Here is a 24,779-nt window from a genome sequence, read left to right as displayed (position 1 = left end):
CCTCCACACCTACAACCACCACCGCTGCCACACCGCACTCGCAGGCAAGCCACCCATCAGCCGCGTGAACAACGCTGCGGGTCAATACACCTAGTCCGGGTATCTCCGCGGTGCGCGCGCCGAGGGGTTGTGCCAGTGCGGTGCCGGGGGGTCCAGGAACCACTCGCCGAAGCCCAGCGGGCGGTCCCCGTACCCCGGGCCCCGGGCCGGTACCGAGTCGTGGAAGAGCCGGCCGGGGCGGGCGCCCAGTTCCCGCAGGAGGTGGGCGGTCTCCTCGATGAACTGCGGGGGACCGCTGAGGTAGACGTCCTGGTCCGGCCATAGGCCCCGGTTGCCGAGGGCGGTCGCGAGCCGGCCGGTGGCCTGGTTGCGGTGCTGCCCGGGGGCGGGCGCGATGTAGGTGACGGCGAGCCAGCCGCAGCGGGCGGCGTACGCGTCGATGAGCGGGCGGTCGTAGAGGTGCGCGCCGTCCCGGGCCACCACGAAGAGCCGTACGTCCTGATCGGGAGGATGCTCCGCGAGGTCCTCCAGCATGGCCCGGATCGGTGCCCAGCCGGTGCCGGCGGCGATGAGGCTGACCGGGCGGTCCCCGCGGCGGAAGGTCAGCTGCCCGCCGGCGGCGCCGAGCCGGAGCACGTCGCCCGGCCGCGTCTCGCGGACGAGGGCGGTGCTCAGCCGGCCCCGGTCGATCCGGCTGACGTGCAGGTCGAGGGTGCCGTCGGGGCGGGGGGCGTTGCCGATGGAGTAGGTGCGCCAGGTCGTCGGGACCCGTGCGCTGCTCACGCTCGCGTACTGGCCCGGGAGATAGGGGAAGGGGACGTGCGGGCGCAGCGTCAGGACGCCGATGTCCTGCCCGTACTGGAGGTGGCGCACCACCTCCGCGTCCCACCACGGCGGGTCCTCGCTCGCCCCGGCGCCGGCCGTCATCGCGTCGGCCATCACCTGGTAGGCCTCGGACCAGGCCTTTTCGACCGGCGGGGTCCAGGCGGCGCCCGAGGTCTCCGCGAGCGCGGCGAGCAGGCTGGCGCCGACGGCCGCGTAGTGCTCGGGCCGGACGAGGAATTTGCGGTGGTCGCGTCCCAGGTCGCGCAGGTAGGGGCCGAGGGTCTCGTCGTCGAGGTGGGCGATCACGTGGGTGAGCGCGGCGAAGAGCCGGTCCCGCTGGCGCTCCATGTCGTGGAGGGAGTCCGGGAAGAGGGCACGGACTCCGGGGTTGTGCCAGAAGAGGTGGGAGTAGAAGAACTTGACCGCGTGCTCGGCCCGTCTCTCCACCACCGCGAAACTGCTTTTCAAGATCCTCGCATCCACAAAACCGAAAGTAGGAATGTCGGAGAAGGTCACGTCAAGGGATGGACGATCTACGGACAGCCGCGACGAACCACCCATATCGGATGGACGCTCGGCGCCGGGATACGGTCATCGGGTGCACGAGCAGACCCCCGAAACCCCTTCCGACGCCCCTTCCGCCGAGGGCCCCACCCTCTTCGACTGGGAGTTCGCGACCGACCCCTACCCGGCCTACGCCTGGCTGCGCGAGCACTCACCGGTGCACCGCACCACGCTGCCCAGCGGGGTCGAGGCCTGGCTCGTCACCCGGTACTCCGACGCCCGCCAGGCCCTCGCCGACCAGCGGCTCAGCAAGAATCCGGCGCACCACGCGGAGCCGGCGCACGCCAAGGGCAAGACCGGGATCCCGGGGGAGCGCAAGGCCGAGCTGATGACGCACCTGCTCAACATCGACCCGCCGGACCACACCCGGCTGCGGCGGCTGGTGTCCAAGGCGTTCACCCCGCGCAGGGTCGCCGAGTTCGCCCCGCGGGTGCAGGCGCTCACCGACCATCTGATCGACGCCTTCGCGCAGAAGGGGGAGGCGGACCTCATCCACGAGTTCGCCTTCCCGCTGCCCATCTACGCCATCTGCGAGATGCTCGGCGTACCGCGCGAGGACCAGGACGACTTCCGGGACTGGGCGGGCATGATGATCCGCCACGGCGGCGGTCCGCGCGGCGGGGTCGCCCGGTCGGTCAAGCAGATGCGGACCTACCTCGGTGAACTCATCCACCGCAAAAGGGATGATCTGGGCGACGACCTGATCTCCGACCTGATCCGGGCGAGCGACCACGGCGACCACCTGACGGAGGGCGAGGCCACCGCCATGGCCTTCATCCTGCTCTTCGCCGGCTTCGAGACCACCGTGAACCTCATCGGCAACGGGGTCCACTCCCTCTTCATGAACCCCGGCCAGCGCGAGCGCCTCCAGCTCTCCCTCGCCGCCGGGGAGAGCGGACTGCTGGCCACCGGGGTCGAGGAACTGCTGCGCTACGACGGCCCGGTGGAGCTGGCGACCTGGCGCTTCGCCACCGAGCCGCTGACCCTCGGCGGCATGCGGATCGGCACCGGCGATCCGGTCCTGGTCGTCCTCGCGGCCGCCGACCGGGACCCCGAGCGGTTCGCGGACCCGGACACCCTCGACCTCTCGCGGACCGACAACCAGCACCTCGGGTACGGCCACGGCATCCACTACTGCCTGGGTGCCCCGCTCGCCCGACTTGAAGGACAGACCGCGCTCGCGACCCTGCTGACCCGCCTGCCCGATCTGGAACTCGCCGTTCCACCCCAAGACCTGCGCTGGCGCGGGGGGTTGATCATGCGAGGGCTTCGTACTCTTCCCGTTCGCTTCACGGCTCAAAACCGTTTGCGCACTATCTGATTGAAAGTCAGCTACTGACGGAACTTGTGACAATCGTTCTAAGGCCGCTAGGTTCTGCCGTTACCCCGCTGTTATGCGAAAGGTGCACCTACATGCGTTCCGGGAACGGCCGACACAGACGCCCCCGCCAGGTCCCCGCGCTGGTCGTCACAGCCGGAGTCACTGGCTCTGCCCTGGCTCTGCCGCTGCTGGCGGCCACCAACGCCGCTGCCGCCGACACGTCGACCTGGGACAAGGTCGCCGAATGCGAGAGCGGCGGCTCCTGGAGTGCCAACTACGGCAGCGGTGCCTACGGCGGACTCCAGTTCACCCAGGAAGAGTGGCAGAGCAACGGCGGGCTCGACTTCGCCGAGCGCCCCGACCTGGCGAGCCGGTCGCAGCAGATCGCCGTGGGCGAGCGCGTGCTGGGCTCGACGGGGCCGCAGGCCTGGTCGATGTGCGCGGCCTCGGCCGGTCTGGACCGGCAGAGCCCCGCCGCGCAGGTGGACCCCGGTCTGCCCGGCGGCAAGGGCCCGCTCGCCCCCACGGCGTCCCGTCCGGACGACGCCGTTCCGTCCACCCGCGGCGGCAAGCCGTCCACGGACTACGGTGCGCCGACCCCGGTCCCGAGCCCGTCCGGCACCCCCTTCCTCATTCCCGACGCCCCGTCCGTCGGACTGCCCGTCATGCCCGCGCCGGACATCCCGACGACGCCTCCCGTCGAGCCGACCCTCCCGGGCGACCCGACCACCACGCCGGCCCCCGTCGACCCGACGGCGCCGACGCTGCCGGTGGACCCGACGCTGCCGGTGGACCCGACCGCGCCCACGACTCCGCCCACCACCCCGCCCGTCACGCCGGGGCTGCCTCCGGTCGACCCGGCGGCCCCCGGGGCCCCGCAGACCCCGGAGACCCTGGGTGCCACTCCCGTCGGGGGCAGCGGCAAGCACCGCGGTGCGCCGGCGGCCGAGCCGTCGACCCCGTCCGGTGCCGCGTCGAACCCCACGTACACGGTCCAGGAGGGCGACAGCCTGGCGACCATCGCGGTCGCCAAGGGCGTAAAGGGCGGCTGGAACGGTCTCTACGAGGCCAACGAGCAGGTCATCGGTCAGGACGCCGACCTGATCAAGCCCGGCCAGAATCTGGATCTAACTACGTAATAAGGACAGTTCAGTTATCCGGAAAGAGTTGAATGTCGGTTTTCTGTAAGTGAGACATGCGTCTCTTCCGGTCAACTGGCGTGTCTCGCCCGGGGGCTTCCGCAAACCCCGCCCTCACCTGCGCAAACGTCCTCGTGAGGAGCGCAAGTAGGCCCGTTTCTCCCCGATGTTCCTCGTTGAACATCGGGGAGAGACCTGTCTACCTTCTGAATCGCTCGCCACCGCGAGCTCCTTCGACCGCATCGCCGAATCCTGCCGGCGGACGGAGGGAACAGTCGTCGCGTCAAGCGCCGAAGGCAGGAGCGGGGGAACCAAGGTAGGTGCCGGGAGCGGCCGTTGAGAGACGGTCACGCCACCGGCTTGGGGTTAAGACGTGCGCTAGGTCGCACGGCCGGGCAACTCACTCGCCCGAACCCGACAGCTCACCTCGTAGGCGTCGGTGAGGAGAACTCCATGCTGCTTTCCGGCAAGGGCAAGCACCGCCGCGGTTCCAAGGCCGTCCGCATCGTCACGCTCGCCGGTGTCGCCGGTGTGGCCGTCGCAGCCCCGCTGATGGCCGCGGGCAGCGCCAGCGCCGCCACCGCCTCCGAGTGGGACAAGGTCGCGCAGTGCGAGTCCGGCGGCAACTGGGCCATCAACACGGGCAACGGCTACTACGGCGGCCTGCAGTTCTCGTCCTCCACCTGGGCCGGGTACGGCGGCAAGGTGTACGCCGCGCAGGCCAACCAGGCTTCGAAGGCCCAGCAGATAGCCGTCGCGGAGAAGGTCCTCAAGGGTCAGGGCAAGGGTGCCTGGCCGCACTGCGGCAAGGGCCTGTCGAACTCCTCGTACAACGGTGGCGGCTCCGGCACCCCGGCGCAGAACAAGCCGCAGCCGAAGCCGAAGACCGAGACCAAGAAGGTCGAGACCAAGGCCGCGCCGAAGAAGGAGACCAAGCGCGCCGAGGCTCCGACCACCCGCTCCGAGCGCGCCGCGGCTCCGGCCGCGCCGAAGACCGGCAACGGCTCGTACGAGGTCAAGCCGGGCGACACCCTGGGCACCATCGCCGAGGCCAACGGCGTCAAGGGCGGCTGGGAGAAGCTCTTCGAGCTGAACAAGGACATCGTCTCGGACGCCGACCTGATCTTCCCGGGTCAGAAGCTCAAGCTCAGCTGAACACTGCGGCAACGGCCGCAGAACGTGTACACGGCGTCAGCTGACCGTGTGCAGGATGTCCACCGCCCGGCGCGTGCTCCACGCGCCGGGCGGTGCTGCGCGCGGCCGCCGAACGCCGATGATCATGAGACGTATGTCCCGGAAGAGGGGTATTCGGCCTCTTTTTCGTCCCAGGGTCCGGGCGGTCGGGCGGCCGAGTGCCCGGAGCCGGTTAGGCTCTAGGCGGCAAGGCCATCCCACGGCCTGACACGCCACCGCACACTCAGCGTCACATCCCAGAAGGAGATGCTCGTGCCGTCCATCGACGTCGTCGTAGCCCGGGAAATCCTGGACTCCCGAGGCAACCCCACGGTCGAGGTCGAGGTGGGCCTCGACGATGGCAGCACCGGCCGTGCTGCAGTCCCGTCCGGCGCCTCCACCGGTGCATTCGAGGCCATCGAGCTGCGTGACGGTGACCCCAACCGTTACTTCGGCAAGGGTGTCGAGAAGGCCGTCCTCGCCGTCATCGAGCAGATCGGCCCGGAGCTCGTCGGCTACGACGCCACCGAGCAGCGCCTGATCGACCAGGCCATGTTCGACCTGGACGCCACCGACAACAAGGGCTCGCTCGGCGCCAACGCCATCCTCGGCGTGTCCCTGGCCGTCGCGCACGCCGCGTCCGAGGCCTCGGACCTTCCGCTCTTCCGCTACCTCGGCGGTCCGAACGCGCACCTGCTGCCCGTTCCGATGATGAACATCCTCAACGGTGGGTCGCACGCCGACTCCAACGTGGACATCCAGGAGTTCATGATCGCCCCCATCGGCGCGGAGTCCTTCTCCGAGGCGCTGCGCTGGGGTGCCGAGGTCTACCACACCCTCAAGAAGGTCCTGCACACCAAGGGCCTGTCCACCGGCCTGGGCGACGAGGGCGGCTTCGCCCCGAACCTGGAGTCCAACCGCGCCGCGCTCGACCTCATCGTCGAGGCCATCAAGCAGGCCGGCTACACCCCGGGCAAGGACATCGCGCTCGCGCTCGACGTCGCCGCGTCCGAGTTCTACAAGGACGGCAAGTACGAGTTCGAGGGCCAGTCCCGCTCGGCCGCCGAGATGACCGACTACTACGCCGAGCTCGTCGAGGCGTACCCGCTGGTCTCCATCGAGGACCCGCTGTTCGAGGACGACTGGGCCGGCTGGAAGGTCATCACCGACCGCCTCGGCGCCAAGGTCCAGATCGTCGGTGACGACCTGTTCGTCACCAACCCGGAGCGTCTGGCCCGCGGTATCGAGGAGGGCTCCGCGAACGCCCTGCTCGTGAAGGTGAACCAGATCGGTTCGCTGACCGAGACCCTGGACGCCGTCGAGATGGCCCAGCGCAACGGCTTCAAGTGCATGATGTCCCACCGCTCCGGTGAGACCGAGGACGTCACCATCGCCGACCTCGCCGTCGCCGTGAACTGCGGTCAGATCAAGACCGGCGCCCCGGCCCGCTCGGACCGCGTCGCCAAGTACAACCAGCTGCTGCGCATCGAGGAGATCCTCGACGACGCCGCCGTGTACGCGGGCCGCTCCGCCTTCCCGCGCTTCAAGGGCTAATCACCCCCCTGAGGGGCTGGCCTCCGTACGTCCCCGCACTCGGTCCCGTACCGTGTGCGGGGACGTATTGCGTAGTGCGTACCTAGGGGAGGCGGACCAATGGCCGGGAACCGGGATCGGTTCTCCACCTTCTCCACCGCGACCAGGCTCAAGCAGCTCGGAGAGCGGACCGCCGCCCACGTCTACCGGTCGCAGTCGAGGCGTCAGGTCCGCCGCAGCCGGCTCACCGGCCGCGCCGCGCTCCTGGTGCTCGTCCTCTGTACGCTGGTCGTCGCCCTCGCGTATCCGATGCGCCAGTACGTCTCCCAGCGCTCGGAGATCGCGGAGCAGCAGCGGGCCGCCGCGACCGCGCGGGACCGCCTGGAGCGGCTCCGCGACGAGAAGGCCCGCTGGCAGGACGACGCCTACGCGGAGCAGCAGGCGCGCAAGCACCTGCACTTCCTGCGCCCGGGGGAGATCGGCTACATCATGAGCGACCCCGGCGCCCAGCCCCCGGAGCCGCACCGGACCGGCCACGCCGGCTCCGACCGTCCCTGGTACTCCAACGTCTGGGACGGCGTCGACAAGGCCGACCGCCCCGGCGACTGAACCGCAACCCAGCACATCTGTCCGTCATAAGAACCGCGAACGAAGAGACTTCCTCCAGGCATGCAGACGCCCCCGCCCCAGACCGACCGGACCGAGCCGACCGACGCGGACATCGAGGCGTTCGAGCAGCAGCTCGGCCGCCCGCCGCGCGGGCTGCGCGCCATCGCGCACCGCTGCCCCTGCGGGCAGCCGGACGTGGTGGAGACCGCCCCGCGGCTCCCCGACGGCACCCCCTTCCCGACGCTGTACTACCTGACGTGCCCGCGCGCGGCCTCCGCGATCGGCACGCTGGAGGCCAACGGCGTGATGAAGGAGATGCAGGCCCGGCTCGCCGGGGACCCGGAGCTCGCCGCCGCCTACCAGGCCGCGCACGAGGACTACATCCGGCGCCGCGACGCCATCGAGGTGCTCCAGGGCTTCCCGAGCGCCGGAGGCATGCCGGACCGGGTGAAGTGCCTGCACGTGCTGGTCGGCCACTCCCTGGCCGCCGGTCCCGGTGTGAACCCGTTCGGCGACGAGGCCCTCGCGATGCTGCCCGAGTGGTGGGCCAAGGGCGCCTGCGTCACCCCGTGCGGGGAGAAGGCGGACGACGAGGAGCAGCAGGCGTGACCCGTGTCGCCGCCATCGACTGCGGTACGAACTCCATCCGGCTGCTCGTGGCGGACTGTGACCCGGCGACCGGCGATCTGGTCGAGCTGGACCGCCGGATGACCATCGTCCGGCTCGGTCAGGGCGTGGACCGGACCGGGCGCCTGGCCCCGGAGGCGCTGGAGCGCACCTTCGCCGCCTGCCGCGAGTACGCGGGGGTCATCAAGGAGTTCGGCGCGGAGCGGGTGCGCTTCGTGGCGACCTCCGCCTCCCGGGACGCCGAGAACAGGGACGACTTCGTCCGGGGCGTCCTGGACATCCTGGGCGTCGAGCCCGAGGTCATCTCCGGTGGCCAGGAGGCGGAGTTCTCCTTCACCGGCGCCACCAAGGAGCTCACGGCGCACGAGCTCCCCCGGACTTCGTCCGGGGGGACCCCCGTGCAGCGGCCGTTCCTGGTGGTGGACATCGGCGGCGGCTCGACCGAGTTCGTGGTCGGCGAGGACCACGTCCGCGCCGCCCGCTCCGTGGACGTGGGCTGCGTCCGGATGACCGAGCGCCACCTGGTGGTGGACGGGGTCGTCACGGATCCGCCGACCGCGGAGCAGGTCGCCGCGATCCGGGCCGACATCGAGGCGGCCCTGGACCTGGCGGCCGAAAGCGTGCCGCTGTCCGAGGCGCGCACCCTGGTGGGCCTGGCCGGCTCGGTGACCACGGTCGCAGGGATCGCGCTGGGGCTGCCGGAGTACGTCTCGTCGGCCATCCACCACTCCCGGATCTCCTACGAGCAGGTCCGGGAGATCAGCGAGCGGATGCTGACGCAGACGCACGCCGAGCGCGCGGCGATCCCCGTGATGCATCCGGGCCGGGTGGACGTGATCGGGGCGGGCGCACTGGTGCTGCTGGCGATCATGGAGCGCATCGGCGCTTCCGAGGTTGTCGTGTCGGAGCACGACATCCTCGATGGAATCGCTTGGTCCATCGCCTGAACGACCTTCGAAGCAGCTTGTGGAGGGCCTTTGGGCCGGTGATCCACACGAACTTCGTGAAGTTCTTCACAAGGAAAAAGGGTCTGTCGGGTCAATGGAAGGGTCCTTTGGGCCCTTCCGGAGGCCCGCAGACCCTTTTTCGTGTGCGTTCGTGCGATCGGCGGAGGCGATCGCTTCCGCGTCAGAGGTATGGACGAACCCCTGTGGTCCAGTCCGGTTCAGGCCTTGGAGGCCAGTTCAGGACGGGTGAACAACGACTCCGGACACCGTGTGGTTCCCGTCGCGCGTCATGACCTCCGTCACGTGGGCGGCGGAGTGTAGCAGAGGGTCTCTGAGTCCTTGTGAAGGGGCTCACGAGCGACACCCCTTTGGGTGCTGGATACTCGTTCCATGAGCACCACGGAGCGTCCCAGGATCCTCGTTGTAGGAGGTGGGTACGTAGGCCTGTACGCAGCCAAGCGCATCATGAAGAAGATGCGCTACGGCGAGGCGACCGTCACGGTCGTCGACCCGCGCTCGTACATGACCTACCAGCCCTTCCTCCCTGAAGTGGCCGCAGGCAGCATCTCGCCTCGGCACGTCGTCGTCCCGCTGCGACGCGTGCTGCCCAAGGCAGAGGTTCTCACCGGCCGGGTCACCAGCATCGACCAGGACCGCAAGGTCGCCGTCGTCACGCCGCTGGTCGGCGAGGCGTACGAGCTGCCCTTCGACTACCTGGTGATCGCGCTCGGCGCCGTCTCCCGCACCTTCCCGATCCCCGGCCTCGCCGAACAGGGCATCGGTATGAAGGGCGTCGAAGAGGGCATCGGCCTGCGCAACCACGTCCTCGAGCAGCTCGACAAGGCCGAGTCCACGACGGACGAGAACGTCCGCCGCAAGGCCCTCACCTTCGTCTTCGTCGGCGGCGGCTTCGCCGGTGCGGAGACCATCGGTGAGGTCGAGGACATGGCCCGCGACGCCGCGAAGTACTACTCCACGATCAAGCGCGAGGACATGCGCTTCATCCTGGTCGACGCGGCCGACAAGATCCTTCCCGAGGTCGGGCCCAAGCTCGGCACCTGGGGCAAGGAGCACCTCGAGTCCCGCGGCATCGAGATCTACCTCAACACCTCCATGGACTCCTGCGTGGACGGCCACGTGGTGCTGAAGAACGGCCTCGAGGTCGACTCCAACACCATCGTGTGGACCGCCGGCGTCAAGCCGAACCCGGTGCTGGCCCGCTACGGCCTGCCGCTGGGCCCCCGCGGCCACGTGGACGCCCAGCCGACCCTCCAGGTCACGGGCACGGACTACATCTGGACCGCCGGCGACAACGCCCAGGTTCCGGACGTCGCGTCCCGCAAGGCCGGCGTCGAGAACGCCTGGTGCCCGCCGAACGCCCAGCACGCGCTGCGTCAGGCCAAGGTCCTCGGCGACAACGTCATCTCGGGCATGCGGGGCTTCCCGCAGACCGAGTACTCGCACTCCAACAAGGGTGCGGTGGCGGGCCTCGGCCTCCACAAGGGCGTCGCGATGATCGTCATGGGCAAGACGAAGATCAAGCTCAAGGGCCGGCTGGCCTGGTACATGCACCGTGGCTACCACGGTATGGCCATGCCCACCTGGAACCGCAAGATCCGCGTCTTCGCCGACTGGACCCTCGCCATGTTCCTCAAGCGCGAGGTCGTCTCCCTCGGTGCGCTGGAGACTCCCCGCGAGGAGTTCTACGAGGCCGCCAAGCCGGCGCCGGCCCCGGCCGCCGCCGCTGCCCCGGCCGCGAAGGCCAAGGCATCCTGACCGGTCCGACCGGCAGGACCTGAGGTCCACCTGCTCCACCGGCTTCACCTGTACGACTGCACGACCCCGAAGGGGCCGCCCGCCATCCGTGGTGCGGGCGGCCCCTTCGGCGTACCCGGCGCCCGGGATGGGTAGACGGAGGGGTCGGAGCTTTTGTGGAGGTGCGCCATGACCGACGCCGCGCCGCGGCTCGCCGTTGTTGCCGAGACACTGCTGGGCGCCCCGCTGCCGGTGCGCGTCCGGGCCTGGGACGGCAGCGAGGCGGGCCCGCCCGACGGCCCCGTGCTCGTGATCCACGACCGCCGCGCCGTGCGGCGGATGCTGTGGAGGCCCGGCGAGCTGGGCCTGGCCCGCGCATGGGTGGCGGGAGAAGTGACGGTCGAGGGCGACCTGTTCGACCTGCTGGACCGGGTGGCGGGCCTGCTGTGGGAACGGCGGCAGGACCTGCCGCCGGTCGGTCCCACGGTCTCCACGGCGCAGGGCGGGCCCGGGCCGTTCGCGGCCCTCGGGGACATCGCTCGCCGCGCCGGACTGCCCGCGCTGTCCGGCCTGCCGGGGGCGAGGTGGCGCGACCCCGCCCACCGGGCCGCCGCGCGCGAGCTGATCGCCCTCGCCGGACCGCTGCCGCCGCCGGCGCCGCCCGTGGAGGAGGCGGTCCGGCGGGCCGGACCGCGCCACAGCAAGGTCCGTGACCGCCGGGCCGTCAGTCACCACTACGACGTCGGCAACGACTTCTACGAGCGGGTGCTCGGCCCCTCGATGGTGTACTCCTGCGCCTACTGGAGCCCCGGCTCCACCCTGGAGCAGGCCCAGTACGACAAGCTCGACCTGGTCTGCCGCAAGCTCGCGCTGCGGCCCGGGGACCGGCTGCTCGACGTCGGCTGCGGCTGGGGCTCCATGGCGCTGCACGCGGCCCGCGAGTACGGCGTCCGGGTCACCGGCGTCACGCTCTCCCGCGAGCAGGCCGTGTACGCCCGTAAACGGGTCGCCGACGAGGGACTGACCGGCCTCGTGGAGATCCGGATCCAGGACTACCGGGACGTCAAGGACGGGCCGTACGAGGCCATTTCCTCCATCGGTATGGCCGAACACGTCGGCGCCGACCGCTACCGCGACTACGCCCGCACCCTGCACGCCCTGCTGCGCCCCGGCGGCCGGCTGCTGAACCACCAGATCGCCCGCCCGCCGGAGCCGGACGAAGAGGAGTACCGGATCGACGAGTTCATCGACGCCTACGTCTTCCCCGACGGCGAGCTCTCCCCCCTCGGCACCACCGTCGGCGAGCTGGAGCGGGCCGGTTTCGAGGTCCGCGACGTGGAGGCGCTGCGCGAGCACTACGGGCTGACCCTGCGGGCCTGGGTGGCCCGCCTGCAGGAGCACTGGGCCGAGGCCGTACGGCTGACCTCGCCCGGCCGGGCGAGGGTCTGGCAGCTCTACATGGCGGCCTGCGCCCTCGGCTTCGAGCGGGGCAGGCTCGGGGTCAACCAGGTGCTCGCGGTACGGCCCACGGCCGCCGGGGACGCACGGCTGCCGCTCCGGCTGCGCACCTGGGACGCAGAAACGGTCTAGCAGGGCGAGGGCCAGGGCCAGGGCCAGGGCCGGGAAAAGGGCAAGGGCCCCGGGGCGTGTTGCCCCGGGGCCCTTGCGTGTCCTCGCCGCTGCCGCGGTGCTACTCCGTCTTGATGGCGGTGAGCATGTTCAGGCGGGCGGCGCTGCGCGCCGGCCACATGGCGGCCAGGACGCCGACCACGGCGGCCAGCAGGAGGAAGATGCCGATCCGGTCCCACGGGAGGACCAGCTCGTAGTTGGGCATGGCCTTCGCCAGCGTGGTGCCGACCGCCCAGGCGAGGAAGACACCGATGACGACGCCCAGGACCGCGCCGAAGAGCGAGATGACCACGGCCTCCAGGCGGATCATGTTCTTGACCCGGCTGCGGTCGAGGCCGATGGCCCGCAGCATGCCGATCTCCTGGGTCCGCTCGAAGACGGACATCGCCAGGGTGTTGACGACACCGAGCACCGAGATGATCAGTGCCATGCCGAGCAGGCCGTACATGATGTTCAGCATCGTGTTGATCATGCCGCCCATCTCGTTGCGCATGTCCTGCTGGGTGGCGACGGTGATGGCCGGGTTCTTGCCGAGGGCGTCGACGACCTTCTGCTGGGCGGCCTTGGACGCCCCGCCGTCCACGTTGACGTAGACCTCGCGGACGTACTGCTCCTCGCTGTGCTCGCTGAGGATCTTGTTGTCGATGACGTAGGGGGAGAGCAGGCCCTCCATGTCCTTGAAGACCGCGCCGACCTTGACGGACGCTTCCTGGCCGTCGTCGTACTGCAGCTTGATCGCCTTGCCGACCGTGAGGTTCGCGCTCTTGGCGGTCTTCTCGGCGACCGCGATCTCGCCCTTGCCGAGGCCGTCGAGCGAGCCGCTGAGGACCTCGACGTTGAGCAGCTGGCCGATGGTGGCCGGGTTGACGCCGGAGGCGGCCCGGAAGTCGCCGTCGACGAGGAAGAAGCCGGACGCCTGCGGGGAGACGGCCTTGATGCCGGGGGCCTTGGCCAGGGTCTCGGCCACCGACTTGTCGAGGCCGCCCATGTCCGAGGCCATGGAGACCCGGTAGTCCGCCTTGAGCTTCTCGGTGCTCATGCGGTCGACGACCTTGCCGATGGTGATGCCGAGCACCGACAGGGTGGTGACCAGGGTCAGGCCGATCGCCAGGGAGGCGGCGGTGACGGCGGTGCGGCGCGGGTTGCGGACGGCGTTCTGGGAGGCCAGCTTGCCGGGGACGCCGAACACCTTCTGCAGCAGCGGGCGGACGGCGCCGATGACCGGCCGGGAGAGCAGCGGCAGCAGCACGATCATGCCGATGAGCATGAAGAAGGAGCCCGCACCGATGGTCATGCGGCCGGAGTTGCCGCCCGAGGACACGCCGAGCAGCACCAGACCGATGCCGAGGACGCTGATGATCGAGCCGAGGACGTTGCGCACGACCAGGGACTTCGAGCTGGCCGGCAGGTGGGCGCTGCCCATGGCGGCGACCGGGGCGATCCGGCCGGTGCGCCAGGCGGGCAGCAGGGCGGCGAGGGTGGTGACCAGGACGCCGATGACCAGGGCCGCGATGACGGTGCCCGGAGCGATCACGATGGCGCCGCCCGGCAGCTTGGCGCCCATGGAACCGATCACGGAGCGCATGGCCACCGCCAGGCCGACGCCGCTGAGCAGGCCGATGGCGGCGGACACGAGGCCGACGACCAGGGCCTCGGCGAGCACCGAGCGCATGACCTGACCGCGGTTGGCGCCGACGGCGCGCAGCAGGGCCAGCTCCTTGGTGCGCTGGGTGACCAGCATGGTGAAGGTGTTGTAGATCAGGAAGATGCCGACGAAGAGCGAGATGCCGGCGAAGACGAGCAGCATGGTGCCCAGCTGACCGAGGCCCTTCTCGATCTCCTTGGCCTGCTCCTTGGCGAGCGCCGCGCCGGTCTGCGCCTTGGTCATCTTCTCGTCGAGCAGCGGCTTGATGTCGGCGAGCAGCTTGTCGGCGGAGACGCCGCTCTTGGCGCCGACCGACAGCTCCTGGAAGTAGCCGGGCTTGAGGTAGAGCTCCTGGGCGACCTTGGTCTCGAAGAGCACCAGGCTGCCACCGGCCTGGACGGCGCCGTCCTCGGTCGTGAAGACGCCGGCGAGGCTGTACTCCTTGACCGGGCCGTTGGTGGCGACGCGGATCTTGTCGCCGACCTTGTACTTGCCCTTGTCGGCGGTGGCCTTGTCGAGCGCGACGTCGCCGGCCTTGGCCGGGCCGGCGCCCTGGACGAAGGTGTAGTGCGGGTCCTTGCCGTCCTTGACGGGCGTGTAGTTGGCGCCCTGGTTGGACCAGCCGGAGCCGATCAGCTTGCCGTTCTCGTCGCCCACACCGGCGAAGCCGGAGACGCGGCCGGAGATGGTGTCGACGCCCGGGAGGGCCTTGATCCTGTCGAGGGTCTGCTGGCCGAGGCCGGGCTCGCCCTCCTTCTGGCCCTGCTCGTTGCGGCCCTGGCCGTACGAGGTGACGGAGACGGCCACGCCCTCGTAGCTCTTGGCGGTCTGGCCGGAGAGGGACTTCTTGAGGGTGTCGGTGAAGACGAGGGTGCCGGAGACGAAGGCGACGCCGAGGGTGACGGCGAGCACCGTCATCAGCAGCCGGGCCTTGTGCGCGAGGACGTTGCGCAGGGCGGTACGGAACATGGGATGTGAGTCCTGGGGCTGGAAGTCTGGAGGAGGGCTTCGGAAGTGGCCCGGATCAGCTGGTGCGGCCCTTGGCGTCGAAGGCCTTCATACGGTCCAGCACGCCGTCGGCGGTGGGGCTGAGCATCTGGTCGACGATCTCGCCGTCGGCGAGGAAGATGACGCGGTCCGCGTAGGAGGCGGCGACCGGGTCGTGGGTGACCATCACCACGGTCTGGCCGAGCTCGCGCACCGAGTTGCGCAGGAAGCCGAGGACCTCGGCGCCGGAGCGGGAGTCGAGGTTTCCGGTGGGCTCGTCGCCGAAGATGATCTCGGGGCGGGAGGCCAGGGCGCGGGCCACGGCCACGCGCTGCTGCTGGCCGCCGGAGAGCTGGGTGGGACGGTGGGACAGCCGCTCGGAGAGGCCGACCATGCTGATCACGGCGTCCAGCCACTGCTTGTCGGGCTTGCGGCCGGCGATGTCCATGGGGAGCGTGATGTTCTCCAGGGCCGTCAGGGTCGGCAGCAGGTTGAACGCCTGGAAGATGAAGCCGATCTTGTCCCGGCGGAGCTGGGTGAGCTGCTTGTCCTTGAGGCTGCCCAGCTCGGTGTCGCCGATGCGGACGGAGCCCGCGGAGAAGGTGTCCAGGCCGGCGACGCAGTGCATCAGAGTGGACTTGCCGGAGCCCGAGGGGCCCATGATCGCGGTGAACTGCCCCTGCGCGAAGTCGACGCTGACGTTCTTGAGGGCGACCACCTGGGTCTCGCCCTGGCCGTACACCTTGGAGAGGCCGGTGGCGCGGGCGGCCACGGCCTGGGCGGTGTGCGGGGCGTAGTTCATGGTGGTCACGGGACGGCTCCTCGGTCTGCTGTGCGGGGACGTTTCCATCCTCGCCGCGGGCATCCCCGTCGCGGATCAGCCGCCGTGCCTGTTCCCCGGCCCACTGGAGTCTGACTGCGGGCGGGTGCGTCTCCTCCTCTGGTATGACAGGAGCCCTGATCGCCGGGCCGCGACCCGGGGTGGCGCGGAGGGTGGCGCGCGGGGTGGCGCGGGCCGTCGAAATCCCGTCATTCCCGTACAGGTGGTGATCGCCGTCCAGGACGGGCCCACCGCGCATTCTCGGGTCTGACGAACCCTCAAGCGCCAATAAAATCAGACAACATCGGATAGGCGGCCGATCGGCGGGCGGGGTGTTCCGGATAGGCTCGGCTCAGCGTTCAAGGCTTTTTTACGGGGGCCGCCACGCCTTGCCCGGATGGTGGAATGCAGACACGGCGAGCTTAAACCTCGCTGGCCTTCGGGCCGTGCCGGTTCAAGTCCGGCTCCGGGCACTCCGCAGCTCTCGCGGAGCTCGCCTCTTTATCCCCTGCGCTTCGCGACGCCTTCTCCTAAGATCCTCCTCCAGCAGTAGGGTGCTTTCTTTGCGAGCGCATTACTCTTGATGCAAGGCCGCGCTCGGTGGCCACGGAGGAGTGAGATGAGGAGCAGTAACCCGGTCTTCTCGCGACGGGGGTTCAGCCGCGACAACGGTGGCTACGCGGGCTTTGACGCGCAGCCGCAGCAGGCCGGGACCAACCCGTACGCGACGAACCCGTACGCGACCGACCCGACCACCGGCATGCCGCAGGCCCCGGCCCGCGCCAACGTGATGACCATGGACGACGTCGTGAGCCGTACGGCCATGACGCTCGGCACGCTCATCGTGACGGCTGCCCTTTCCTGGGCGCTGCTTCCGGTCGACCCGGACAACCTCGGCATGTCGTACGGCATCGCCATCGGCGCGGGCCTGATCGCCTTCGTCTTCGCGATGATCCAGTCCTTCAAGAGCAAGCCCGTCCCGGCTCTGATCATGGCGTACGCGGCGTTCGAGGGTGTCTTCCTCGGCGTCATCAGCGCGGCCGTCAGCACGTACCTCGGCCCCGGCGTCGTCATGCAGGCCGTGATGGGCACGATGTGCGTCTTCGCCGCCGTGCTCTTCGCGTACAAGATGCGCTGGATCCGCGTCACCCGCCGCTTCTACGGCTTCGTGATGGCGGCCACCCTCGGCTTCATCCTGCTGATGCTCGTGAACACGCTGTTCGCGGTCTTCGGCGGCGGTGACGGCCTCGGCTTCCGCAGCGGCGGCCTCGGCCTCCTGTTCGGCGCCATCGGAGTCATCCTCGGCGCCTGCTTCCTCGCCCTCGACTTCAAGCAGGTCGAGGATGGCATCACCTACGGTGCCCCCCGCGAGGAGGCCTGGCTGGCGGCCTTCGCCCTCACCATGACCCTGGTCTGGATCTACGTGGAGATGCTGCGCATCTTCTCGATCCTCTCGGGCGACGACTAGCAGGACCCGCAGGCCGGCCACCGGCCTGCGCACAGCATGGGGAAGGCCCCGCGAGCACACCGCTCGCGGGGCCTTCCCGCATTCGGGGGACGTCGACGACAGGCCCCGGGGGAACGCGATCGGGGGAAGGGGTCAGCCGAACCGGCGCGCGGCTCTGCGCAGGTCGTACTCGTGGATGATCGCCTTGGCCTGGCCGTACGACAGCTCGTGCGCGCCGCGCAGCCAGCTGACCTTCTCCTCGAACCGGACGAGGGAGGGGCCGTCGTCCACGGTACGGAGCCAGTCGGAGAGTTCACGACCGGTGGTCAGGGGGATTCTGTCGATCATGTTGCGGTGGGTCTGCTCGGAGAACTCTACGGACATGGGCGCCTCCGGAAGGTTTGCCGTGCTGTTCCCTTCACGCCACCGTGCCGGAGAGTTCGCCCGTTGGCAATGGTGCCCGGACGGCGCGTAGGGTCGGCCGCGTGCTTGATACTTCGCCCCTGACCGCCGTCGTGGAACGTTTCGCCGACCGGCTGCGGGCCGCGCCGCAGAGCCGTCTGCAGCAGGGCGCCGCCGCCGCGGCGCTGGACCTGGCCCGCGAACTCTCCGTACGGGCCCAGCGGATCGAGACGCCCGGGCAGGCGCCGAAGGAGGTGCCGGACGCCGGCATCTTCGTGGTCGGTGACCAGGTGGCGGTGACCGGGCTGGACCTCGCCGAGGCGCTGCGCGCCGCCGCCGCGGCCCCGGACGGCGCGAAGGCCCCGTCCGAGGTGCTGGACGAGGCCGTGCGGCTGGTGGAGCAGGCGGAGATCAGAGCGATGCGATGACGCGGTCCGCGAGGATGTAGACGTTGCTGTCGGGGTCCTCGGAGTCGCCGCAGGAGAAGGTCAGCGCGTAGGCGCCGGAGATGCCCGAACCGCCCAGCAGGACCGGCGCGGTGCCCGAGCGCAGGGCCTCGGCGAGGCGCTCCGCGGTCTCCCGGTGCCCGGGGGTCATGCACAGCGTCGTGCCGTCGGTGAAGACGTACACGTCGAGGGTGCCCAGCGGGCCCGGCCGGACGTCCGCGAGGGCCGTACGGGCCTCCGCGAGCTCCTCCAGGCGGTTCACGGTCCGCTCGTGGTCGGCGCCGGGGTGCGAGGCCTGGACCGGTACGAAGTCGGGGTGCGAGGGGTGGCGCCGGCGCGCGGCGGCCAGCTCGGCCGAATCCTCGGGATACCCGGGAAGCTCGTCGAGGATCTCCTCGCCGAGTACGGGCTCCAGCCCCACCAGGTCGGCCTGCCGGGGCAGGAAGACAGGGCTGTCCTCGCCGAGGCCGGGCAGACCGCCCAGCAGCGAGGGGGCGTCGGCGGCGTCGCGGGCCTCCTGCGCGGCCCAGAAGGCACGCGCCTCGGCCAGCTCGCGCTCGCGCTCCTCGGCGAGGGCTTCGGCCACGGCGGCTCGTATCTCCGCGGCGGGGGACTCCACGGCGCTGCGGGCGTGCGGGACGGTCGCACCGCGGGGGTGGACCGGCACCGAAAGCTCAGTGCGCAGGGCGGCGACCTGCTTGCGCAGACCATGGACGGCGTGCAGCGCAGCAGCGCCCACGGCCGTGGCAGCGGCCGTGGTCAGCAGCAGGGCAAGAGACATGGCGCTCACTGACTAACTCCTGAGGTGATTCGATCCCCCGACTTCCTACATCAGAGTGTCCCGGCCTGGGAATGGCGTGCAGTGCATTACGTCACGAAATGGACAGGGCTTTGGTCACACACGCACCACCTGTACTGGCTTTGACCTGCGTAAACACCGATCCCCCAGGAGATAGGTCACATCCTGGGGGAAATTTGGTCACAGGTCGGCCGCGACCGGGTTGGATTCGGTGTCAGTACGCCGCAAGGGATCCGGCCGGATCCCTTGCGGCACCTGGGGCCGCTCTTGATCCAATCGGCCGGGCTCAGCCGTGGCTCAGCTCAGGCGCTCGCTTCTTCGGTCGCGCTGACCTTCGCCACCGCTGCGGGCAGGTGCCGCCCCTCGTGCCTCAGGGCAGCCCCTACCCTCCGCTACGGCTCAGCTCAGGCGCTCGATCACCATGGCCATGCCCTGGCCGCCGCCCACGCACATCGTCTCGAGGCCGAACTGCTTGTCGTGGAACTGCAGGCTGTTGATCAGGGTGCCGGTGATGCGCGCACCGGTCATCCCGAACGGGTGACCGACCGCGATGGCCCCACCGTTGACGTTCAGCTTCTCCAGCGGGATCTCCAGGTCCCGGTACGACGGGATGACCTGGGCCGCGAAGGCCTCGTTGATCTCGAAGAGGTCGATGTCGCCGACCGTGAGGCCGGCCCGCTTCAGGGCCTGCTTCGACGCCTCGACCGGGCCCAGGCCCATGATCTCGGGGGAGAGGCCGGTGACACCGGTGGAGACGATCCGGGCCAGCGGGGTCAGGCCCAGCTCGCGGGCCTTGGTGTCGCTCATGATGACCAGCGCCGCGGCGCCGTCGTTGAGCGGGCAGCAGTTGGCGGCCGTGACCAGGCCGTCGGGGCGGAAGACGGGCTTGAGGCCCTGCACGCCCTCCAGGGTCACGCCGGCGCGCGGGCCGTCGTCCGCGGAGACGACCAGGCCGTCCGGGGTGGTGACCGGGGTGATCTCGCGGGCCCAGAAGCCGTTCTTGATGGCCTCTTCCGCGAGGTTCTGCGAACGCACGCCGAACTCGTCCATGTCCTGACGGGTCACGCCCTTGAGGCGGGCCAGGTTCTCGGCGGTCTGCCCCATCGAGATGTAGGCGTCCGGAATCAGGCCGTCCGCGCGCGGGTCGCGCCACGAGGAGCCCTCGCTCTGCGCGACGGCGGCCGTACGGGCCTCCGCATCGCCGAAGAGCGGGTTGTGCGTGTCCGGCAGGCCGTCCGAGGAGCCCTTCGCGAACCGGGAGACCGTCTCGACGCCCGCGGAGATGAAGACGTCGCCCTCGCCCGCCTTGATGGCGTGCAGCGCCATGCGGGAGGTCTGGAGCGAGGAGGAACAGTAGCGGGTGATCGTGGTGCCCGGCAGGTAGTCCATGCCCATCTGCACGGCCACGATGCGGGCCAGGTTGTGACCCTGCTCGCCGCCGGGAAGGCCGCAGCCGAGCATCAGGTCGTCGATCTGGCGCGGGTCCAGCTCGGGGATCTTGGCCAGGGCGGCCTGGATGATCGTCGCGGTCAGGTCGTCCGGGCGGACGTCCTTGAGGGAGCCCTTGCCGGCCCGCCCGATCGGGGAGCGGGCGGTGGAAACGATGACGGCTTCGGGCATCGGGACTCCAAGGGGTGCGTCGTTGCGGGACCGCATGCGAAGTTACCGCCCCGTACGGTCCAGGTCACCGGCCGGGGCGTGTGACACGGGCCGCACTCGCCCCGCAACGCCCTTCTCAGGGCGCCGCGGTCTGGGCCGGGTCGGTGGCCGGCACCCGCCGCCGGCGGCGGTGCTTGAGCAGGACCCAGGGGCCGCGGGCCGCCGTGACCTCCGTACCCGCCTGGCCCGCCGCGGCCGACGCGGCCTTCGCCACCGGCAGCATGTCCTCGTCCCGGGACACGTCCAGCCGGTCCGACTCCGGCCACAGCCCGAGCGCCGCGCACAGGGTCGGCAGCACCGCCATGGCGGCCGTCGCGTACCCCTCCGCCGACGGGTGGTAGGAGTCCGGGCCGAACATCTCGCGCGGGTTCGCGGCGAATTCCGGGCCCAGCAGGTCCCCCATGGAGACCGTACGGGCGCCCAGCGCGACCACTCCTATGGTCTGCGCGGCGGCCAGCTGGCGCGAGACCCGGCGCGCCAGCCAGCGCAGCGGCTGGTACACCGGCTCGATCGTGCCGAGGTCCGGGCAGGTGCCCACGACGACCTCGGCGCCGGCCATGCGCAGCCTGCGGACGGCCGAGGTCAGCAGCCGCACCGACTGGGTCGGCGGCATCCGGCGCGTCACGTCGTTCGCGCCGATCATGATCACGCAGACGTCCGGGGCCGGCCCGATGCCGTCCAGCAGCAGGCCGACCTGCCGGTCCAGATCGTCCGACATGGCCCCCGACAGGGCCACGTTGCGCAGCTCCACCGGCCGCTCGGCCACCGCCGCCAGCCCGGAGGCCAGCAGGGCCGCCGGAGTCTGCCGGGCCCGCCGCACGCCCAGCCCCGCGGCCGTGGAATCACCCAGCATGCCCAGGCGCAGCGGGCCCGGGCTCTGCTCGGGCCCGCCGAACTCGCTCCCGTACAGCCCGTCGGCACGTGGTGGCTCGGGCAGCCCGGACCCGACCGCCCGCCTCGCGAACTGCATCTCGGCCACCACCAGCCCGACGGCGGCGGCCCCGACCAGTCCGAGTCCGCCCCCGCCGTACGCCGCCCCCGCCGCGATCCGGCGGGCTGTTCTCGCCCTGGACATCCTTCAGGCCACCTCCTCGCGCCTCATTGACCCCTACCTGCCCCGTAGGGACGGTCGGCCAATCCCTTTCGGCATACTCTGGCCGGACCTCCCGGAGAACCCGTGGAGTCCCCTCCTTGGAGAACATGGTGCAATTCCACGACTCGATGATCAGCCTCGTCGGCAACACCCCGCTGGTGAAGCTCAACCGTGTGACCGAAGGCCTGCAGGCCACCGTCCTTGCGAAGGTCGAGTACTTCAATCCCGGTGGATCCGTGAAGGACCGGATCGCCGTACGGATGATCGAGGCCGCCGAGCAGAGCGGAGCCCTCAAGCCCGGTGGCACCATCGTGGAGCCGACCAGCGGCAACACGGGTGTAGGACTCGCCATCGTGGCCCAGCAGAAGGGCTACAAGTGCATCTTCGTCTGCCCTGACAAGGTGTCCATGGACAAGATCAACGTGATGCGCGCGTACGGCGCCGAGGTCGTGGTCTGCCCGACCGCCGTCGACCCCGAGCACCCGGACTCGTACTACAACGTGTCCGACCGCCTCGCGCGCGAGCCCGGCGCTTGGAAGCCCGACCAGTACAGCAACCCGAACAACCCCCGTTCGCACTACGAGACCACCGGCCCCGAGCTGTGGGACCAGACGGACGGGAAGATCACCCACTTCGTCGCGGGCGTCGGCACCGGCGGCACGATCTCCGGTACCGGCAACTACCTCAAGGAGGTCAGCGGCGGGAAGGTCAAGGTCATCGGCGCCGACCCCGAGGGCTCGGTCTACTCCGGCGGCTCCGGCCGTCCGTACCTGGTCGAGGGCGTCGGCGAGGACTTCTGGCCGACCGCCTACGACCCGAACGTCACCGACGAGATCATCGCGGTGTCCGACAAGGACTCCTTCCAGATGACCCGCCGCCTGGCGAAGGAAGAGGGCCTGCTCGTCGGCGGCTCCTGCGGCATGGCCGTCGTGGCCGCGCTCAAGGCCGCCGAGGGCCTCGGCCCGGACGACGTCGTCGTCGTCCTGCTGCCGGACAGCGGCCGCGGCTACCTCAGCAAGATCTTCAGCGACGAGTGGATGGCGGGACACGGCTTCCTGGAGGAGGCCGGCCCCGCCGCGCGCATCGGCGACGTGCTGAACGACAAGGAGGGCGGCATTCCCTCCCTCGTCCACATGCACCCCGAGGAGACCGTCGGCGAGGCCATCGAGGTCCTGCGCGAGTACGGCGTCTCGCAGATGCCGATCGTCAAGCCGGGCGCCGGTCACCCGGACGTGATGGCGGCCGAGGTCATCGGCTCCGTCGTCGAGAAGGAGCTCCTCGCGGCGCTGTTCGCGCAGCGGGCCTCCCTGACCGACCCGCTGGAGAAGCACATGAGCTCGCCGCTGCCGCAGGTCGGCTCCGGCGAGCCGGTGTCCGAGCTGATGGCGGTGCTCGGCGAGGCGGACGCGGCGATCGTGCTGGTCGAGGGCAAGCCCACCGGTGTGGTGAGCCGCCAGGACCTGCTGGCCTTCCTGGCCAAGGCCGCGAAGTAGCCTGCGGCCCGCTCGGGGGACAGGGCGCGGGCCCACGGCCCGCCTCCTGCCTCCCGTCCCGGGCGCCCGGTCCGTGGCGCGGCCTTCGCGTAAACGGTACGGGCATGACACGTGACGGCAGCACCCGCTTAACACGGCTCCGGCACAGTGGTGGTTGTCGGCAGGGAAGTCCGGGAGACCGGAACCCGGCCGGCACCACGGAACGGCGTTCGAGCACCTCCGGAGCGGCTCCCGGACCGCGCGAACGCCACGGACGCGGACGGCCCTGACCCGGCCGTGTCCTGCGCGGGGACCGCCGTCGTCCCGCCCCCCGGGCAACCGGGGGTGCGGCGGTCCCCGCGCACAGTTCTTTTGCGGGCTCGGTTCACCTCCGGCGCGCCTCGTGCCGGCTCGTGCGGTCCCGTTGGTCAGTCCCGGGGGTCCCGGGTGCCGCGGCGGCGTTTGTTCGTGTGGATGAAGTTCACGCCCACGATCCCCATCCACGTGACGATCAGCCCCGCCAGTCCCGCCTGCGTCACGGCGATCGCCGACAGCGGGATCGCCAGGACCAGGGTGATGATCGCGAAGCCGAAGCGTTCGCCGAAGTTGCCGTCCCCCGCGGCGGCGGGCGACCGGCCGTCGCCGCGGGCCGCGGACAGGCGTTCCTCCGCGAGCCGGCGCCGGACCTGGGTGTCGACCTTCTCGACGAACGAGTCCACCAGCGCGGCCTCGTACTCCGGCCCCAGCTCGCGCCGGGCGTCCATCGTCGCGTCGAATTCCTTCTTCAGCTCTTGGGCGTGGGCGTCCATGACACCACGGTAGGAAGCCCCGGCGGGCCCCGGCACTGGGGATAGCCCCCCTATCCGCATCGCGGGCACGGCTTGCTCCGCTGCATAACCGCATGCAGAGTGCTCCGTGACTGAATATCTCACCGGGACGGAGGGGACGGGATGAGTGACAGCCCGGCCGCGCGGCTGCAGAAGCTCTTCGAGGGGCACCGGCTGACGCCGACCCAGCGGCGGATCGCGCACTGCATGGTGCGCGGGGCGGCGGAGGTGCCCTTCCTGTCGAGCGTCGAGCTCGCCGAACTGGCCGGGGTGAGCCAGCCCTCGGTGACCCGGTTCGCCGTGGCGCTCGGCTTCGACGGATATCCAGCGCTCCGCCGCCACCTGCGCGAGGTGGCTCCCGCCGAGCGGCCCGAGGCCGCGCACGAGGACTCGTACAACGAGTACCAGCAGGCCGTCCTGGGCGAGATCGAGAACCTGCGGCAGCTGGCGGCGATGCTCGCCGATCCCGCGCCGGTCCAGGAGGCCGGGCGGCTGCTCGCCGCCTCGACGCCGCTCCTGGTGCTCGGCCTGCGGGCGGCCTCCTCGCAGGCCCGCGGGTTCGCGTACTTCGCGTCCAAGGTGCACCCGGACGTCCGGCTCCTCGACGAGGGCGGCTCGATGCTGGAGGACCGCATCGACGCGGCGCGCTACGACGGGGCCACGGCGCTGCTCTGCTTCGCGCTGCCCCGCCATCCCCGGGAGGTCGTGGACACGCTGGAACGCTCGCGGACGGCCGGCCTGACCGTGGTCACGGTCGCCGACTCGGCCTTCGCGCCGGTGGCCCGTCACTCGGACCTGCTGATTCCGGCGCCGGTCGGCACCGGTCTGGCCTTCGACACGGCGTGTGCGCCGATGCTGCTGGGCCGGGTGCTGCTGGAGTCGATGGCCGACGCCCTGCCGGACGCCCAGGCCCGGCTGGAGGCCTTCGACACCCGGGCGGCCGCCCGGGGCCTGTTCGTGGAGTGAGCCCCGGCGCCGGTTGAGCTCCGCCGGCGATGCGCGCGAGCGGCCCGTACGGCCGCTGCGCTCTCCACCGGGCCGCCAGGGCCCGGCCCGGGCC

Annotated in this window: 21 protein-coding genes, 1 tRNA gene and 1 riboswitch; of the genes, 14 read left to right on the top strand and 8 right to left on the bottom strand. The window is 70.6% G+C overall.

Going from position 1 to position 24,779, the window contains the following annotated elements:
* Positions 1-90: 90 nt before the first annotated feature.
* Positions 91-1,293 (bottom strand): globin domain-containing protein, encoded by a 1,203-nt coding sequence (locus ACWGE1_RS27360; protein WP_453423128.1) that lies wholly within the window; start codon positions 1,291-1,293, stop codon positions 91-93.
* A 130-nt stretch (positions 1,294-1,423) separates the two neighbouring features.
* On the opposite strand from ACWGE1_RS27360, the gene ACWGE1_RS27355 reads away from it, so the two are divergent.
* From ACWGE1_RS27355 to ACWGE1_RS27315, 9 genes are all read left to right on the top strand, one after another.
* Positions 1,424-2,710 (top strand): cytochrome P450 family protein, encoded by a 1,287-nt coding sequence (locus tag ACWGE1_RS27355; protein WP_453423127.1) that lies wholly within the window; start codon positions 1,424-1,426, stop codon positions 2,708-2,710.
* Between the two features lie 92 nt (positions 2,711-2,802).
* Positions 2,803-3,849: a transglycosylase family protein gene (locus ACWGE1_RS27350; protein ID WP_453423126.1), complete on the top strand. Its 1,047-nt coding sequence runs from the start codon at positions 2,803-2,805 to the stop codon at positions 3,847-3,849.
* 278 nt (positions 3,850-4,127) lie between these two features.
* A riboswitch (cyclic di-AMP (ydaO/yuaA leader) is annotated at positions 4,128-4,300 on the top strand.
* A 2-nt stretch (positions 4,301-4,302) separates the two neighbouring features.
* Positions 4,303-5,004, top strand: coding sequence for a transglycosylase family protein (locus ACWGE1_RS27345; RefSeq protein WP_453423125.1), 702 nt, complete (start codon positions 4,303-4,305; stop codon positions 5,002-5,004).
* Positions 5,005-5,289: 285 nt separating this feature from the next.
* The gene (gene eno / locus ACWGE1_RS27340; RefSeq protein WP_453423124.1) at positions 5,290-6,576 is read left to right on the top strand and encodes a phosphopyruvate hydratase; all 1,287 of its coding nucleotides are present in this window, start codon (positions 5,290-5,292) and stop codon (positions 6,574-6,576) included.
* 99 nt (positions 6,577-6,675) lie between these two features.
* Entirely contained in the window at positions 6,676-7,164 is a 489-nt protein-coding gene (locus tag ACWGE1_RS27335) for an FtsB family cell division protein (RefSeq protein ID WP_453423123.1), read from the top strand.
* Positions 7,165-7,224: 60 nt separating this feature from the next.
* On the top strand, positions 7,225-7,773 hold the full coding sequence (locus ACWGE1_RS27330) for a DUF501 domain-containing protein (protein WP_453423122.1): 549 nt from the start codon (positions 7,225-7,227) through the stop codon (positions 7,771-7,773).
* On the top strand, positions 7,770-8,738 hold the full coding sequence (locus ACWGE1_RS27325) for a Ppx/GppA phosphatase family protein (RefSeq protein ID WP_453423121.1): 969 nt from the start codon (positions 7,770-7,772) through the stop codon (positions 8,736-8,738). Before ACWGE1_RS27330 ends, ACWGE1_RS27325 begins: the two co-directional genes overlap by 4 nt.
* Before the next feature lie 390 nt (positions 8,739-9,128).
* A complete protein-coding gene (locus ACWGE1_RS27320) occupies positions 9,129-10,514 on the top strand; it encodes an NAD(P)/FAD-dependent oxidoreductase (RefSeq protein WP_453423120.1) in 1,386 nt (461 codons plus the stop codon).
* Positions 10,515-10,682: 168 nt separating this feature from the next.
* On the top strand, positions 10,683-12,083 hold the full coding sequence (locus tag ACWGE1_RS27315) for a class I SAM-dependent methyltransferase (RefSeq protein WP_453423119.1): 1,401 nt from the start codon (positions 10,683-10,685) through the stop codon (positions 12,081-12,083).
* A gap of 100 nt (positions 12,084-12,183) precedes the next feature.
* On the opposite strand, the gene ACWGE1_RS27310 is transcribed toward ACWGE1_RS27315, so the two are convergent.
* Together ACWGE1_RS27310 and ACWGE1_RS27305 are read right to left on the bottom strand one after the other, a co-directional pair.
* On the bottom strand, positions 12,184-14,736 hold the full coding sequence (locus ACWGE1_RS27310) for an ABC transporter permease (RefSeq protein ID WP_453423118.1): 2,553 nt from the start codon (positions 14,734-14,736) through the stop codon (positions 12,184-12,186).
* 55 nt (positions 14,737-14,791) lie between these two features.
* The gene (locus ACWGE1_RS27305) at positions 14,792-15,556 is read right to left on the bottom strand and encodes an ABC transporter ATP-binding protein (protein WP_453423131.1); all 765 of its coding nucleotides are present in this window, start codon (positions 15,554-15,556) and stop codon (positions 14,792-14,794) included.
* A gap of 409 nt (positions 15,557-15,965) precedes the next feature.
* Here ACWGE1_RS27305 and ACWGE1_RS27300 point away from each other — a divergent pair.
* Positions 15,966-16,047 (top strand) — tRNA-Leu (locus ACWGE1_RS27300).
* Positions 16,048-16,193: 146 nt separating this feature from the next.
* Positions 16,194-17,042, top strand: coding sequence for a Bax inhibitor-1/YccA family protein (locus tag ACWGE1_RS27295; protein ID WP_453423117.1), 849 nt, complete (start codon positions 16,194-16,196; stop codon positions 17,040-17,042).
* 132 nt (positions 17,043-17,174) lie between these two features.
* Here the strand turns inward: ACWGE1_RS27295 and ACWGE1_RS27290 are convergent, their stop codons facing one another.
* Positions 17,175-17,405, bottom strand: a complete 231-nt coding sequence (locus ACWGE1_RS27290) for a DUF4287 domain-containing protein (protein ID WP_453423116.1) — start codon at positions 17,403-17,405, stop codon at positions 17,175-17,177.
* Between the two features lie 101 nt (positions 17,406-17,506).
* Between ACWGE1_RS27290 and ACWGE1_RS27285 the strand changes: the two genes are divergently transcribed.
* On the top strand, positions 17,507-17,851 hold the full coding sequence (locus ACWGE1_RS27285; protein ID WP_453423115.1) for a hypothetical protein: 345 nt from the start codon (positions 17,507-17,509) through the stop codon (positions 17,849-17,851).
* Here the strand turns inward: ACWGE1_RS27285 and ACWGE1_RS27280 are convergent.
* The 3 genes from ACWGE1_RS27280 to ACWGE1_RS27270 all read right to left on the bottom strand — a co-directional run bounded on the left by ACWGE1_RS27280 (position 17,835) and on the right by ACWGE1_RS27270 (position 21,402).
* The gene (locus ACWGE1_RS27280; RefSeq protein ID WP_453423130.1) at positions 17,835-18,650 is read right to left on the bottom strand and encodes a hypothetical protein; all 816 of its coding nucleotides are present in this window, start codon (positions 18,648-18,650) and stop codon (positions 17,835-17,837) included. The two genes, ACWGE1_RS27285 and ACWGE1_RS27280, sit on opposite strands and share 17 nt — an antisense overlap.
* A gap of 417 nt (positions 18,651-19,067) precedes the next feature.
* On the bottom strand, positions 19,068-20,288 hold the full coding sequence (locus ACWGE1_RS27275; RefSeq protein WP_453423114.1) for an acetyl-CoA C-acetyltransferase: 1,221 nt from the start codon (positions 20,286-20,288) through the stop codon (positions 19,068-19,070).
* A 115-nt stretch (positions 20,289-20,403) separates the two neighbouring features.
* Positions 20,404-21,402 carry an SGNH/GDSL hydrolase family protein gene (locus tag ACWGE1_RS27270; protein WP_453423113.1) on the bottom strand — a complete coding sequence of 333 codons (999 nt, stop codon included), beginning with the start codon at positions 21,400-21,402 and terminating at the stop codon, positions 20,404-20,406.
* Positions 21,403-21,530: 128 nt separating this feature from the next.
* Between ACWGE1_RS27270 and ACWGE1_RS27265 the strand changes: the two genes are divergently transcribed.
* Complete coding sequence (locus ACWGE1_RS27265; RefSeq protein ID WP_453423129.1) at positions 21,531-22,913, top strand: cystathionine beta-synthase; 1,383 nt, start codon at positions 21,531-21,533, stop codon at positions 22,911-22,913.
* A gap of 407 nt (positions 22,914-23,320) precedes the next feature.
* On the opposite strand, the gene ACWGE1_RS27260 is transcribed toward ACWGE1_RS27265, so the two are convergent.
* Entirely contained in the window at positions 23,321-23,701 is a 381-nt protein-coding gene (locus ACWGE1_RS27260; RefSeq protein WP_453423112.1) for a hypothetical protein, read from the bottom strand.
* A 141-nt stretch (positions 23,702-23,842) separates the two neighbouring features.
* Here ACWGE1_RS27260 and ACWGE1_RS27255 point away from each other — a divergent pair, with 141 nt between their 5' ends.
* Positions 23,843-24,685, top strand: coding sequence for a MurR/RpiR family transcriptional regulator (locus ACWGE1_RS27255; RefSeq protein WP_453423111.1), 843 nt, complete (start codon positions 23,843-23,845; stop codon positions 24,683-24,685).
* Positions 24,686-24,779: the final 94 nt, after the last annotated feature.

This window comes from Streptomyces sp. NPDC054932 (genome assembly GCF_053610205.1).
Note: the sequence above shows the minus strand (reverse complement) of the source record. Positions and strands in the feature narration are given on the sequence as shown.